13 protein-coding genes and 2 pseudogenes are annotated in these 13266 nt (G+C 53.0%); 6 read left to right on the forward strand and 9 right to left on the reverse strand.

Features of this window, described 5'->3' with window-relative positions; translation table 11 throughout:
- Positions 1-6: 6 nt before the first annotated feature.
- Positions 7-957 carry an ABC transporter substrate-binding protein gene (locus K0H63_RS17985; RefSeq protein WP_258405424.1) on the reverse strand — a complete coding sequence of 317 codons (951 nt, stop codon included), beginning with the start codon at positions 955-957 and terminating at the stop codon, positions 7-9.
- A gap of 282 nt (positions 958-1239) precedes the next feature.
- Between K0H63_RS17985 and K0H63_RS17990 the strand changes: the two are divergent.
- Positions 1240-1896: pseudogene (locus tag K0H63_RS17990) on the forward strand (magnesium chelatase domain-containing protein); the annotation flags it as partial.
- Positions 1897-1914: 18 nt separating this feature from the next.
- Here K0H63_RS17990 and K0H63_RS17995 read toward each other — a convergent pair.
- Positions 1915-2766 (reverse strand): hypothetical protein, encoded by an 852-nt coding sequence (locus tag K0H63_RS17995; RefSeq protein ID WP_220067960.1) that lies wholly within the window; start codon positions 2764-2766, stop codon positions 1915-1917.
- Between the two features lie 128 nt (positions 2767-2894).
- Between K0H63_RS17995 and K0H63_RS18000 the strand changes: the two genes are divergently transcribed.
- Entirely contained in the window at positions 2895-3323 is a 429-nt protein-coding gene (locus K0H63_RS18000) for a thermonuclease family protein (protein ID WP_220065862.1), read from the forward strand.
- Between the two features lie 646 nt (positions 3324-3969).
- Here the strand turns inward: K0H63_RS18000 and K0H63_RS20230 are convergent.
- On the reverse strand, positions 3970-4317 hold the full coding sequence (locus K0H63_RS20230; protein WP_220065863.1) for a BRO-N domain-containing protein: 348 nt from the start codon (positions 4315-4317) through the stop codon (positions 3970-3972).
- Between the two features lie 426 nt (positions 4318-4743).
- On the reverse strand, positions 4744-5382 hold the full coding sequence (locus K0H63_RS18010) for a recombinase family protein (RefSeq protein ID WP_220065864.1): 639 nt from the start codon (positions 5380-5382) through the stop codon (positions 4744-4746).
- Positions 5383-5646: 264 nt separating this feature from the next.
- Here K0H63_RS18010 and K0H63_RS18015 point away from each other — a divergent pair, with 264 nt between their 5' ends.
- Positions 5647-5916 carry a hypothetical protein gene (locus K0H63_RS18015; protein ID WP_220065865.1) on the forward strand — a complete coding sequence of 90 codons (270 nt, stop codon included), beginning with the start codon at positions 5647-5649 and terminating at the stop codon, positions 5914-5916.
- A gap of 250 nt (positions 5917-6166) precedes the next feature.
- On the opposite strand, the gene K0H63_RS20155 is transcribed toward K0H63_RS18015, so the two are convergent.
- From K0H63_RS20155 to K0H63_RS18025, 3 genes are all read right to left on the reverse strand, one after another.
- Positions 6167-6298, reverse strand: coding sequence for a hypothetical protein (locus K0H63_RS20155; protein WP_258405612.1), 132 nt, complete (start codon positions 6296-6298; stop codon positions 6167-6169).
- 126 nt (positions 6299-6424) lie between these two features.
- Positions 6425-6742, reverse strand: a complete 318-nt coding sequence (locus K0H63_RS18020; RefSeq protein WP_220065866.1) for a hypothetical protein — start codon at positions 6740-6742, stop codon at positions 6425-6427.
- Positions 6743-6914: 172 nt separating this feature from the next.
- On the reverse strand, positions 6915-8432 hold the full coding sequence (locus K0H63_RS18025; protein ID WP_220065867.1) for a recombinase family protein: 1518 nt from the start codon (positions 8430-8432) through the stop codon (positions 6915-6917).
- Between the two features lie 94 nt (positions 8433-8526).
- Here K0H63_RS18025 and K0H63_RS18030 point away from each other — a divergent pair.
- Positions 8527-9417 (forward strand): annotated as a pseudogene (locus tag K0H63_RS18030) (YifB family Mg chelatase-like AAA ATPase); the annotation flags it as partial.
- A 233-nt stretch (positions 9418-9650) separates the two neighbouring features.
- Here the strand turns inward: K0H63_RS18030 and K0H63_RS18035 are convergent.
- Complete coding sequence (locus K0H63_RS18035; RefSeq protein WP_220065868.1) at positions 9651-10514, reverse strand: substrate-binding periplasmic protein; 864 nt, start codon at positions 10512-10514, stop codon at positions 9651-9653.
- 185 nt (positions 10515-10699) lie between these two features.
- Here K0H63_RS18035 and yihG (K0H63_RS18040) point away from each other — a divergent pair, with 185 nt between their 5' ends.
- Together yihG (K0H63_RS18040) and yihG (K0H63_RS18045) are read left to right on the forward strand one after the other, a co-directional pair.
- Entirely contained in the window at positions 10700-11620 is a 921-nt protein-coding gene (gene yihG, locus K0H63_RS18040) for a 1-acylglycerol-3-phosphate O-acyltransferase, YihG family (RefSeq protein WP_220065869.1), read from the forward strand.
- Positions 11613-12554 (forward strand): 1-acylglycerol-3-phosphate O-acyltransferase, YihG family, encoded by a 942-nt coding sequence (gene yihG, locus K0H63_RS18045; protein ID WP_220065870.1) that lies wholly within the window; start codon positions 11613-11615, stop codon positions 12552-12554. The genes yihG (K0H63_RS18040) and yihG (K0H63_RS18045) overlap by 8 nt, the downstream gene beginning before the upstream one ends.
- Positions 12555-12688: 134 nt before the next feature.
- On the opposite strand, the gene K0H63_RS18050 is transcribed toward yihG (K0H63_RS18045), so the two are convergent.
- A complete protein-coding gene (locus tag K0H63_RS18050) occupies positions 12689-13198 on the reverse strand; it encodes a 2-thiouracil desulfurase family protein (RefSeq protein ID WP_220065871.1) in 510 nt (169 codons plus the stop codon).
- Between the last annotated feature and the right edge of the window lie 68 nt (positions 13199-13266).

A 13266-nucleotide genomic window follows, 5' to 3' on the forward strand; every position in this document is an offset into this window, starting at 1 on the left:
ACTCGCTCACAGGCTTCCGGGTATCCTTGTGGGGTCAAGCACCTGATCCAACAGCCCGGCCCAGTCCCGCTTTTCCAGTGCATCAAACAGCGGCGTGTCAGGCTCCAGCAATCGAAACAATGAAATATGCACCTTTGGGTAATCGCCGGTATCCTTGAACTGGCGAATATTGGCCAGCGCAATGCCTGCGGCCAGAAAGTGCCCTCCGCCCAGGGCGTTGATTTCCCCGGCGCGTCTGAGTGCCAGCACCCGTGGTGAGGTATTGATGGTAGACAGCAACACATCTTTGCCCGGTGTAAGCTGTTTTTCTTTCAGCGCCCGAATAACCCCAAAAGCCATATGATCGTTGGCGGTCCATACCGCTTTTATTGTGGGATAACGCTGAAGCAGCACCTGAGCCTGCTGATAGGCCTTGTCTTCCTGCCACTGCCCATAGACGGTTTGCTCCACAGTGACATCCGACTGGGCCTGAAACACGGCCAAAGCCCCCTGGGTTCGCTCCACTGAGGCCGGGGTGGTTTTATCGCCGGAAATCAGCACCAACTGGGAAGGCTCCTCGCCCAGTTTTTTCACCAGCGCCATTGCAGTCAGAGTGCCTACGTCCTGATTATCGGGGATAACAGCCGGCAGCAAGTAGGTGCGCCAATGGGGATCCTTAAGCAGCTTTTGGCGCTCTTCGGTACTGATGTCATTGAGGATGAATTGGATATAAACGGGTTTGAGGTAAAAGGCCTCCAGCATCCGAAGGCCACCGTGCTTTTCGTTAACCATCAGCACGAAAGCCGGCAGCTTGGCGCGACCGGCCACTTCCGTGGCCTGGCGTATCATATCGAAATGATTACGGTCTGAGTGCAGGGTCTCGACCTGCATGTCCAAGCGGGCGGCGCTGGCCTCAAGCAGGCTATCCACATCGCCCCAAAAACTTTCGCTGCTGTATCCCGGATTCAGAAACAACACTGGCGTTTTTGCATAAGAAGGGGAAAAAAACAGCCAGAACCCCAAGATAAACAACAGCCGCATGAGCACACCTTAATCTCCCAAGAGCCTTGTATCCGTGCCGGTGGAGCATCTTCCCTGATTATGTTTTACAGTCAATTTAACCATAAATCTCACATTTGATAACACAATGCAATGTAGCATTTGGTGGCCTTGTCTCTTGGTGAGATAAAACACCATGGGATTACATTTTCCCGACACCTGCTAAGCTTAGGTCATCTTTGGAACAAAAGGACTTGTCCCATGGCCATTGCCTGTGTCGCCACCCGTGCAAGCCTGGGGGTTGAAGCCCCGGCGGTTACTGTTGAAGTACATCTGGCCAATGGCCTGCCCGCCTTTAACCTGGTTGGCCTGCCGGAAGCCTCTGTCAAAGAGGCCAGAGAGCGGGTACGCAGTGCCTTGGTGAACGCCGGGTTCGAGTTCCCCATGCGCCGTATCACGGTTAATCTTGCCCCCGCCGATCTACCCAAACAGGGTGGCCGTTACGATCTTCCCATCGCCATCGGCATTCTTGCCGCCTCCGGTCAAATCCCCCTCACCAGCCTGAAAGACCGTGAGTTTGTTGGCGAACTGGCTCTGTCCGGTGATATTCGCCATTGCCCGGGCCTGTTGCCCGTTATCGTGGCTGCGCGCCGCAATGGACGCGAACTCATATTGCCACTCGCCAACCGCGCCGACGCCGAACTGGTGGATTATCCCGCCATTCGCCTGTGCAGCCAGTTAGTACATCTGGTGGCGTTTCTCCATGGTCAGCAGCCGCTGCCGGGGTTGGAACAGGGCGCAGAATGGCTCGATGACATACAGACCAACGCGCTTTGCCTCAGTGACGTCATAGGCCAGTATCAGGCCAAACAGGCACTGGAAATCGCCGCTGCGGGCGCTCATAACCTACTGAGGTTATGTCAATAAGACCGGCAATTATGAACAGGCTTTTATCATGGTCGAAGCAGCCTCCTCGCATGTGGTTTTGGGCTTGATAGGGGGTGAGTCAAATAGGGTGGGCAATGCCAACGCCAGGGCGACAATCAATAGAATTGTGGGGAACGTTTTTTCGAGAAAGTCGGGTAAACGGACCGAAGCTAATAGCTGACAAATTATTTTCATTCGGCGCCATTTTTTCATCGACATGTGGATGCTATGGTCCATCACAAATATACACTCGTAACCCTCACTATCCGCAAATCGATACTCAGATTGAAAGTCTAAAGGCCACGATTCATTTGGCATATAGCCTAACAGCCCCCAAGTCAACGGTATTGGCCACGTGAAGCCTCCGAATTGTCCTGGACAAGCCGCCCAAAATTTTAAGTGAAACGGCGACCAAAAACGTCCAGAATCTCTTTGATTGGCATCATATGCTGGCGACCTAAGATAAATGTCAAAGCCGCCCAAACTACCATGTCGCAATATATGACGGTGAGCTTTAGCGATGATTCTATTAACCTTCAATTGTAGATAAAGCCTCATATATTTTTGACTCAGCTCTTCAGCCATGGAATCCAATTCTGTTACGCGTTTATACGAGCTAAACCTGTACCAGTAATAAAAAGCTGCGAACGACAGCATTAAGGCTAAAGGTATCCCTTCCGATGGCTTCAAGGCTGAACCTATAAACGGTAATTGAGTCAAGTGAACAAAACCCAAAGAACTCAGAATCAAGACCGTGCTAGCAGCCACTGAGGCCCTTCCTTTCTGCGATAGAGTCTCGTTATAGCCCACCTTTTTTTGATCAGCCTCGGTGCCTTGTTGCTGTGTTGCTGGCTGGTTCATTTAAGCCTCTCGGGTACATCACCTCAGGAATTTCCACCATACTATCAGTTAGTTTGCTAGTCTTCAGTAAAAGCATCACAAGCACTTCAGGACGCCTTCAAGCCCAACACAAGGATGTGATAGACCATATGAACCAACACGCCCTATGGCCCCTCCTAGGCGCTCTCATAGCGTCACAATCCCTAGGGGCTACCCAACCGCCAGCCACAGTCTCCCAGGTCATAAGCATCTATGACGGCGACAGCTTCACAGTCAACGTGGACGAATGGCCCCCTGTCCTTGGGGAGAAAATCACGGTCAGGATTAAGGGCATCGACACGCCAGAGCTGCGGGGGAAGTGTGAGAAGGAGGTCAAGCAAGCCCGAGAGGCCAAACAGTTCACGGTAGCCAAGCTCCGAGAGGCTAGGACCATAAGGCTGTCAGGGATTGAGCGGGACAAGTATTTCAGAATCTTGGCCGATGTGGACCTAGACGGTGTGGACCTGGGTCAATTGTTGCTACGGTCTGGATTGGCTGTCCCTTACGGTGGGGCTAAGAAGCCTGACTGGTGCCAGTGAAGACCTGTATAAATCATGATCATACGACACAATAAAGACCATAAATATATTGTGGATATGCCCGAAATGTGGTAATAGACCACCCCCTAGGGATACCTTAAAGGTGAGCCTATCGGTCATACCTGATTAGGGTGATTGTCCTTGTCATGGTCATTATCTCTCTTGGGTCATACTCCTTTCGGTGGTCTTCAGGTATCCCTTTAAGGTATCTCCTTCAGCGCCTCCTCTCGTCCGGTCTTCAAGGTCATCCTGAAGGTAATGGGCTAGGTGGTGTGATGATAGTGATAGTGGTCTTCCTCCTCTCTCCAGGGTCCTTAGGTCATGCCTTAAAGGTGGCGAGTGGTTGATGATGGTCAGCGCCAAAACGGCTCCGTTATTTCTATACTGTGTCTATTCAGCGAAGCAGCTCAAAGGCTCCTGGTCAGCGCCAAAATGGCTCCATTATCTCTATACTGTGCCTTTTCAGATTCACCCTCAGAGGCCGTCATACACGTCCCCGTTTCTCAGTAAGGCCATGAGGCATCCACAAGAAGTAAAGCCACCACAGGGCACCTCAGAGCGTCCCAGGACTCATTGGTCTGATAGAGGATTGGTCTTACAGGGTAGGAGAGCCTTGAGGGATTTTCATCGGCACCTATCAGCCCCGTCATAATCCCTCCTCGCCTATCACATAGGCCCCTGTCTTGCGGATAGTCGGGAGGACTACATTGCAGACCCAGGAGCGGAAGGCCATGGCTGAAGGCAGATTCGAGCGCATCACCAATTGGTACACGTCCCCTTCGGGTATCACACTTAGACCACGGTTAGGGATGCCCAAAGTATATCTTCTGTATACTTTGAAACTGGAAGCCGAGGCGACAATCCTATTTAGACAGTAGTTTGTAACGGTTGCGGCTGGGTTCTTGAAGCCCAGGGCCTCCGCTACGTCCTTCGCCACAAAGTAGGGCTGACCGTCCTTGAAGTCGGGGACCACACGGACCTGATTGGCTACCATTCAGTTCAGCGATGGCTTGACGCATGGCGTAGCCTCCACGTTGACCCTTCACGTAAAGCTCAGTGGCTCGGGCCTCTGGGATGGACGCTACGGTGTCAGCGATGGCTTTAGCCTCAACGTGGTCATGATTGACTAGGGCCGTGAAGGCTTGGACTACCGCCATGTAGAACTCCACATCACACCACATCGTATAGGCATAAAGGGCGTCCTGGGTGGCTAATGTCTGGCGCATAGGGCCTTTGTTGGCGACGCGCAATTTTGCGCTTTGCTCAAAAGCTGAACGGACGCGGTGCCTCCATTGGTGTGGCTGACAGGTCTTCGGCAGCTTGAACGCTCGGTGAATATCGTTCAGGTCATACATGCCATCAGCATTAGGGTGGACCGTGGCGGTGATATTGTTGACCAGGACTCGTCATAATCCCTATATCAGAGGTTGCCTAAGCGGCGCTCCATCCACTTATACAGGCCCTGACGGGTAACGCTGACGCCCATGTCCTTCAGCAAGCCGATAAGCGCTGTCTTGGCAGTCCCCTTCTCCAGCTCCCTCAGGATAAAGGCTGCGTGGTCATCGAGCTTGGAGCGGACCTCTGCGCCGTGCTTACGGCCATTGTGAAGCCCTGCGGCCTTACGTCTCTCACATGCCACCTTGGCCTTCTGGCTGCGCTCCTCGGCAAACCTGACGGCTGCGAAAGCCTCCCCGATGGCAATGAATACCTTGGGCAAGTCGTTCACGTCCTCGGGCGCTATGGTGGTCTTTGAGTAACAGAGATGAAGGGTGGCCCCCTTGGTGGTGATGGAGGTGATGGTGTGAAGAAGCTGGTGGATGGAATCACGCCCCAGACGGGCTATATCAGACACTAGAACCACATCCCCAGCCTTGACCTCAGATAGCAGCTCGTCAATGCCTCGGGCCTCTGCGGTGGTCTTAGAGCCTGACAGGTTGAACTCCCTCCAGTTGTGAACGGTCAGGCCCAGCTCCCTGGCGTAGCCCTCAATGGTGAAGCGCTGATTGGAGCTGTCCTGCTTGGTGGAATCAGAGACACGAATATAGGCGAATGTGGTCATTTGTCACTCACTGCTCAAGGTGTAATATTTAGAGGTTTTATTTGGCGCTAGAGTTGACACAAAAGTCAACCTAAAAGTGTCACCTGTAGAGTAATCTTTAGAGTTGACGCACAGAATGAGGACCACTGATCAATCCGTGATCAATCGGTTAACTGTCTAAGATGCTAGAGTTTTTCCTGGGATAGCCATCACAGAGGCTTACTGTCATATCCGTAAGATAACCGTCCTCAGGGCCACAAGGCCCCTCAATCGAACGGAGTGACCATGAACGAACTGACCCATGCCATGACTCAAGCCAACCTGGAGCTGGTCATAGAGACGCTGCCAGTGATCCCTAAGGGCTACCAGCGCCTGATAGAGGAGGACGACTGCTATATGATGCTGATAGTCCAGGAGTGCTTCAACGTGGACCCTGAAGCGGTGATGCTGAAGGACTGGAAGGCTGTCACCAGGGAAGAAGCCGAACAGGCGAGAGCTGAAGGGCGACCAGCGATAGTCTCTGACATGGCAAAGGTCTACTCGGTGGCCGCATAGGGTCACGCTGAAAGGCTCACTCTCGGGACACCCCCCAGGGGGGGAACAGCGGAAAGCTCTATTCCCGAGTGTGGCCTCAGATTTTTTTTTAAGATTTTAGACGGTGACATAGGTAGCTCACGTGAATCTGCGCGGCTTAAAACAAAACTTGGGAGCACTATGCTGCTTATTCATGTATTGGAAGCTACTGATGAATTTCATGAGGGCAACAAAAAGCCCGCATTGAGCGGGCCTTAACGGAATGGGTCGATTAAGCAGCTTGCTGGTGCTTTTCCACCAGTCTTTGTTCTACGGCTGCAAGCAGTCTGTTCATTTCGTTCAGATACTGATGAGCCTCTCTAACCAGCCGCATAATCTGCAGATCATTTGCAGTGTGCTTCATACTCGATTCCTCTCGTGCGTGGTATAGGCATTATCCAGTGTAGTACTGGTTACTTAATAGTCAACATCGGACTATTAGCGGGCGATAAGTTTATAAATTGAGCAGACCCCTGTCAACTAAAACTTATCAGATGAATGTCATTGCTTCAAGTTTTGAGGCTGCATCATCTAAAGCTTCGGAATTTTGATCCTTGATTGCTTCTGCCATTGTTTCCATAAGTAATGCTGCTTGACGGGCATTGAGAGCAATCCGTGTTTCGTCACACCCACCTAAGTTAGCGAGCTGTCCGATAATAGCGGCAATTTTACGTGCAAACACTGCAAGTTCTTCATAGGTGGGTTCATTGTGCTCATTCAGCTCTTCTATCGAAAACAGCTTAGCTTGCCTTAGAAATCGATTAGCAGTTTGGAACACTATTTGGTACAGGGCTTTTGTATCATCCATTATTAAGTCCTTCTTGTTTTTTACAAAATACATCCCCACAGTAACTAAACGCAACAAAATTTTATCTTTTAGTGAAGCCCGTCATATCTTAAGAACGCCTCCACGTAAAATCTGGTGAACCGGCAAGGGCATAGACCTTAAGGATTCACGTAGAAGCGCCTGTTTTACCCCCTCATGACCCGAAAGCGACGTGTAATCCATCATCACCTGACCACACCGCCCTTCTATGCTCCACCCTGCGTCGATAACAATGCTCATTGACCCACACACAATCAATCCCTACCGAGAGCCTGAAGCCTATCTGCTGAAGGACCCTGTGAAGCTGTCTCCTGACATTCACGTCCAGGATACGCCTTGCCAGCTCCTCTAGCTGGTCCCCTTCAGGCAGCTTTGGAGCTACCTCCTCGGCCTTCTTAATCTGGGCCTTGAGGTCCTTCTCCTCCGCCGCTAAGGCTTGGTGTTTAACCTTCAGGGCCTCACTGAAGCCTAGGGCCGCTATCGCCTCTGCTACGTTCCTGAGGCTCTCCTGGGACTTCTCAAGGCGTCCCTTCAGCGCTGCCACCTCAACAGGGTTAACCTCATCCTGGGGTCTTAAAAGCTGGTGCTTGTGCTTCACAAGGCTGATGAGGACCACCTTCTCTAGCTGTCCATAATTCATGTAAGGGAGCTGACAGCCTCTGCCAGTCTGCCTACTTGAACAGACGAGGTAGCGCTCTGTCGGTTTCCCCTTGTCCTGGTATCGCATTCCCGAGCCACAGCACTCACACACAGCCAACGTGCTGAACAGGTTGCTGAAGGAGTCTCCTCTGGATGCCTTGCTGTTCCGGTTATTCTTGCTCTGGTGGTAGACCTTCCAATACAGCTCATCGGAGATAATTCTGGGGTAATAGTCGGGAATCTCGTCACCTATTGGCTTACGATTGTGGGCCTTGCCTATGTGCGGCTGGTAGCGTCCAATGACCGCCCCCTGTTCAATCAGCCTACCGATGGAGGTTTCAGCCCAGGGAAGCCCTTTAGGGTTCAGAAGGCCAGCCTCATTCAGCCGCCTCACAGTCGAGCTCCGTCCATGTCCTTGCGCCATAAACTCAAAGGCAGCCCTAACGGCCTCGGCCTTTTCTTCGATGACCTCAAAGCGCTGTTCTCCATCGACAGTCACAATCCTTAGCCATGCGGGGATCATCTGGGTCACGACAGCACCAGCCCTCGCCTCCTCCTTCTTACGTCCCCAAACGGCTCCCAGGCGCTTACTCTTGGTCAATGACTCCTCATGCGCCCTACTCATCACAGCCAGGGAGAGCATGAGCTGCATCGTGTCCAGGCCCTTGGTGTAGACCTGTCCGTCAATGAGGGTAACGATGGTCACGCCTAGGTCTACAACCTCCAGGAGCAAGCGAAGCGCCTTGCCTACTTCCATGCGGCTCAAGCGGTCCAGGGATTCAATAATCAGGGTCACGTCACTTGGGATTAGGCCCTTCTGGACCTGCTCTATAAACAGGCCCAGGGCTCCGTCCCTGAGGTTGTCTCCCCTAAATCCTGAGACCCCAGCGTCTAGGAGTATGTTGTCCTCTAGCTCTAGCCCCTGCTCCTGACAGTAGCGTTTAGCGGCTTCCATCTGGCGTCTATAGCTATCGCCTCTGGACTGGGTGGGGGTGCTGAAGCGGATGTAACTTATCGCAATCTTCTTATTCATCAATAGGTAATATGTGGTCGGTGGTGATAGCGGTGGCGGATATTTCCCTAAAACTGGAGGGTCTTCAAGTCCGCCCTTGGGAAACTGGTACTATCATCACAACCTGCTTATGCTCGGCTTGCCTGGCTGCGGCAAAACCATGCTCGCCAGTCGCATCATGGGCCTGTTGCCCCCCTTGGGTTATGATGAAGCCCTCGAAGTGGCAGCGCTGCATTCGGTAGCCGGGCTCAATATCAAACCCAGTGAGTTCCACCGACGTCCTTTCAGGTCGCCCCACCACACCTGTTCAGCAATCTCTCTGGTGGGGGGTGGCAGTGTGCCCAAGCCCGGCGAAATCTCCCTCGCCCACCGGGGCGTGCTCTTTCTCGACGAGCTGGCTGAATTCCCCCGCAAGGTACTCGACTGTTTGCGCGAACCCATGGAAACCGGTGAAGTGGTGATTTCACGGGCAGCCGCAAAGCTCACCTTCGCCAGCCGATTTCAATTAATTGCTGCCATGAATCCCAGCCCCTGCGGCAGTATGGGGCCGGGCAGCCGCTCAAGCCCTGATCAGATAAACCGCTACCTTGGCAGGCTCTCCGGCCCTTTTCTTGACCGCTTCGATTTGTCCATCGAAGTACCCCCTCTGCCACCGGGCACCCTGACTCAGGAAGGCAATAACGGTGAAACCAGCCAAAGCGTCGCCCAACGCGTTCACCGCGCCAGGGAACAGCAGCTTGCCCGGGCAGGCGTACTGAATGCCGAACTCTCGGGCAAGGCACTGAAAAACGCAGGATTTAACAGCGCAGACCTCAGTTTTCTTGAGCAGAGTGTCAATCGACTTGGGCTGTCGGTACGCAGCTTTCATCGCCTGCAGCGGGTCGCCCGCACCATCGCAGATTTGGAAAACAGCAATATGGTAGAGAGGCGCCATATCGCACAGGCGCTGGGTTACAGGGCCATGGACAGGCTGCTCGCCAATCTTGGACAGCAACTTGGGCGCTGACTCTATCACATCACACCAAACAACAAAGGACTGATTTTTAAGGAATCATCCTTTTTGATTTCGCGAAGAAAACCCTGAGATCACGAACGCCTTGGAGCCATTGCTGAGGCAGGTGTTCAGATTGATGGCCAGACACCACCCTTCGAAGTGGATAAGTAAAGATAAAATTGTACGCCGGGCCCCGCGCTTATCGGGCCGATTCCAAAGGTCATTGAAGCCCGTTAACACCAACGTCAGTGGTCTTTGGCAGGAAGAAGCTTATCAGCGGCAGTGTTCAGGTACCTTTGGTAAAACACATCGAGCGTGCCATCCTGACGCATCTCAGACAGTGCATGAGCCAGGCGTGCCGGTACGCTTCCTGCCTCAAAACGCTGAGGCTGATTGCTCACACTGGTCGGCATTAATGGGTCATAGTCTGGGTTTGGCTCAAACTTCGCCCATCTGGATTTTTTGGAAAATCCCAGGGTTGCCCATTCATCCCCCTGATGCAGCCGCTGGTGCAGACGCACCATGGTACTGCCACTCTGCGCCACGGCATATTCAAGGGGCTCGGCCTCGTACAGATAGGCATCTGCGCGGCCTTTTTCAATCATATGAATGGCTTTTTGCAGGTCCATTTCGGCCACATCGACCCTGGTGACTCTGGCCTCCCCAAAACCAAGCATCCCCAGATAGTCCGGATTACCGAGCACATGAAGCAATAACAAGCCGTTAAAGTCTTCAACCCGCTCAAGCCGCTCCACCTCCGGACGGGAAATGGCGTAGTAATTGACCCTGAGACCATTGACCACAAACTGACAATAGCCCTGTCGAATGTCGCTGAAGGTAAATTGGGGATAAAAGTCGATGCTGCCATCCATCAATCCATTGATAACCCGCACCTTGGGGAGGCGCACTATCTTAAGCGACACACCAATACGTTTTGCTGCTTCAAGATACATGTCTTCAAACAGACCACGATTGTCCGGCGCCTCGGCGATAAAGGGCAGCTTTTCGGTGGTACGGTAAGCCATGGTGAGCACGGGCTCAGACGCCATAGATTCAACCACCAGAAAAGGCATTGAAATCAAGCCTAAAAAACGGTTCAACCAAAACATTGAAAGATTTCCACAGTATCAGTCAGATGCGTCAAATTTAAGTACAGTGCAATTACCACAACTAAGCCAGTTCCACCGATAAAAACCCCGTTACTGGTAGTGCCAGCCGCATCGGTACTGCGGTGCGATTGAGCAATGGGTCATTCACGGTTAACATAGGCCTCCACAAATTTCTGGAGGTATGAATGCGCGCGTTGCTGTCGCTTATCCGAGGCTCACTGGCTTTTCTGGGTTACACACTTAACACCCTGTTTTGGTTTGTGCCTATCCTGCTGCTTGGTCTGGTAAAGCTGCTGCCCATTCGTGCCCTGCGCAAGCTGATGTCACATCTGGTGGATGGCTGTGCCTCCAACTGGATTTCGGTTAACACGTTTATCCAAAATTCGCTGCACCCGGTGCACATCGACGTGCAGGGTAACCCTGAACTGACCCGCGAAGAGTGGTATATGGTGATAGCCAACCACCAGAGCTGGGTCGACATTCTGGTCCTGCAGCGCATCTTCAACCGCAAAATCCCCTTCCTGAAGTTTTTCCTCAAGCAGCAGCTGCTCTATGTGCCTGTGCTTGGTCTCGCCTGGTGGGCACTGGATTTCCCCTTTATGCGCCGCTATTCCACCGCCGAGCTGAAAAAGAATCCCAGGCTCAAGGGCAAGGACATTGAAATCACCCGCCGCGCCTGCGCCAAGTTTAAAGACAAGCCGGTGAGCGTGATGAACTTTGTGGAGGGCACCCGCTTTCAGGCTGCCAAACACAAGAAGCAGAACTCACCTTTCCAGCATCTGCTGCGCCCCAAGGCCGGCGGCATGGCCTTTGCCCTTTCCGCCATGGGCGAGCAAATCCACAAGTTGGTGGACGTGGCCATTTACTACCCCGGCAAGGTGCCCAGCTTCTGGGACTTTATCTCAGGTCAGGTGGATGAAATCCGCGTGCACGTGACTGTGGCGGATATCGCCAACGAGATGCGCGGCGACTACATCAACGATCGCGAGTTTAAGCAGGGCTTCCAGGAACAACTCAACCAGATCTGGGCTCGCAAAGACGGCATTCTGGCACAGCTTGCCGGTGAGAAAGAGATAAAAACTGAGGTTTCTGAACAACATGCTTAACTTTTTGCCGGGGCCGCTGCTGTTTTTGTTAAGCGGAAGCTTGCTCATTATCAACACCGCCATTTGTGGTTCGCTGGTGTGCATCGGCGGCCTGTTCAAGCTACTGACGCCCTTCAAAGCTGGCCGAGTCCGGGTCACCATGCTGATGAACCGATTTATGTGGCTGTGGGCTACCCTCAACGGTGCCATCCTGCAGCTGATTGCCAAAATCGAATGGGATGTAAAAGGTCTCGATGGGCTGGATAAAAATGGCTGGTATCTGGTGATAAGTAACCACTTGAGCGGCTTCGATATTGCCGCCCAGACGTATATCCTGCGTAACCACATTCCCATGCTCAAGTTCTTCCTCAAAAAAGAACTGATTTATGTACCCATTATGGGCCTGGGCTGCTGGGCGCTGGACATGCCCTTTATGAATCGCACCAGCCCCGAGAAGCTGAAAAAGAATCCCAAGCTCAAGGGCAAGGATCTGGAAACCACCCGCAAGGCGTGTGAGAAATTCCGCGATCTGCCCACCTCCATCATCAACTATGTGGAAGGCAGCCGCTTTACCGAAGCAAAGCGCGACCGGCAGAACTCCCCTTATCGCTATCTGCTGCGCCCCAAGGCCGGCGGTATCGCCTTTGCCCTTTCCGCCATGGGCGAGCAGTTCAGCCACCTGCTGAACGTGACTGTGGTTTACCCCGATGCGCCCAAAGATATCCTTGCGGGGGTGATGCAGGGCAAGGTCAGCAAAATCGTTGTCAGAGTAGAAGCACTGCCGGTACCCGAAGTGGACGACAAACAATACTTCAGCAATGCCGAGTACCGTGCCCAGTTCCAGCGCTGGCTCAATGATGTCTGGCAGAAAAAGGATGAGCAAATCCACGAACTGCTGACCGAGCACAAGGCCAGCACCAGCAGCTACCGTGAACTGGCCGAGCGAGGCCACTGACGGACTGCTCTGTTGCTTTAAAAGCGCAGCCGCTGAGTTACATAAATCGCCCATAAAAAACGCCGACCCGAGTCGGCGTTTTTTATGGATGATGTTTTATTGGGGCTGTGCCTTATCAGTGGTCAGTTCTCAATCTACGCCAGCCGCTCGGCCAGTTGTTGCAGCTGATATTCGGTAAACACTTCTATGCCGTGCCGACTCAGCAGCGCAGCGGTAATGCCATCCCCGTCAGTCAGGGTACGGGAAAAGCTGCCATCGTAAATCTGCCCCTTGCCACAGGACGGGCTGCGGGCCTTTAAAATGGCAAAACGAATATTGGCGTCCCGGGCAAGCCTTAATGCCGCCTCGGCGCCCTTCACAAAGGCGGCTGTCACATCGTCCCCTGTCACTGTGACGACCCGAATGCTCGCTTGTGAGTGTGGCGCTTGTATGTCTGCCACAGAGCTGACAATTTCTGCCGGAGGTCTCCTTATTTCTGCCGGAGGCCGGGGCGTCGGCAAACCACCTGCGCACTCGGGGCAGATGCCAACCAAGCGTCCCTCCTGCTGCCAGCCTTGCCACAGGGACGACGCCACTAAATTATCTTTGCCGTCATATCGCACGGCTTCGCCCAGCAGACAGGCGCTCACCAAGACTTTTTCCATTGCTTCTGCACTCTATTCAGGGCCGCGGCTTTTTACGCGAAATGCGTCCACAACAGCTACCCTTATTG

Source organism: Shewanella zhangzhouensis, assembly GCF_019457615.1.
Lineage (GTDB): Bacteria > Pseudomonadota > Gammaproteobacteria > Enterobacterales > Shewanellaceae > Shewanella > Shewanella zhangzhouensis.

What these genes read in the sequence shown, in the direction of transcription:
- K0H63_RS18025 (WP_220065867.1), bottom strand. Translation starts at nt 8,432, where the DNA reads ATGAATAAGAAGATTGCGATAAGTTACATCCGCTTCAGCACCCCCACC.
- K0H63_RS18035 (WP_220065868.1), bottom strand. Translation starts at nt 10,514, where the DNA reads ATGTTTTGGTTGAACCGTTTTTTAGGCTTGATTTCAATGCCTTTTCTG.
- yihG (WP_220065870.1), top strand. Translation starts at nt 11,613, where the DNA reads ATGCTTAACTTTTTGCCGGGGCCGCTGCTGTTTTTGTTAAGCGGAAGC.
- K0H63_RS20155 (WP_258405612.1), bottom strand. Translation starts at nt 6,298, where the DNA reads ATGAAGCACACTGCAAATGATCTGCAGATTATGCGGCTGGTTAGAGAG.
- K0H63_RS18010 (WP_220065864.1), bottom strand. Translation starts at nt 5,382, where the DNA reads ATGACCACATTCGCCTATATTCGTGTCTCTGATTCCACCAAGCAGGAC.
- K0H63_RS20230 (WP_220065863.1), bottom strand. Translation starts at nt 4,317, where the DNA reads ATGGTAGCCAATCAGGTCCGTGTGGTCCCCGACTTCAAGGACGGTCAG.
- K0H63_RS18000 (WP_220065862.1), top strand. Translation starts at nt 2,895, where the DNA reads ATGAACCAACACGCCCTATGGCCCCTCCTAGGCGCTCTCATAGCGTCA.
- K0H63_RS17995 (WP_220067960.1), bottom strand. Translation starts at nt 2,766, where the DNA reads ATGAACCAGCCAGCAACACAGCAACAAGGCACCGAGGCTGATCAAAAA.
- K0H63_RS18050 (WP_220065871.1), bottom strand. Translation starts at nt 13,198, where the DNA reads ATGGAAAAAGTCTTGGTGAGCGCCTGTCTGCTGGGCGAAGCCGTGCGA.
- K0H63_RS18015 (WP_220065865.1), top strand. Translation starts at nt 5,647, where the DNA reads ATGAACGAACTGACCCATGCCATGACTCAAGCCAACCTGGAGCTGGTC.
- yihG (WP_220065869.1), top strand. Translation starts at nt 10,700, where the DNA reads ATGCGCGCGTTGCTGTCGCTTATCCGAGGCTCACTGGCTTTTCTGGGT.
- K0H63_RS18020 (WP_220065866.1), bottom strand. Translation starts at nt 6,742, where the DNA reads ATGGATGATACAAAAGCCCTGTACCAAATAGTGTTCCAAACTGCTAAT.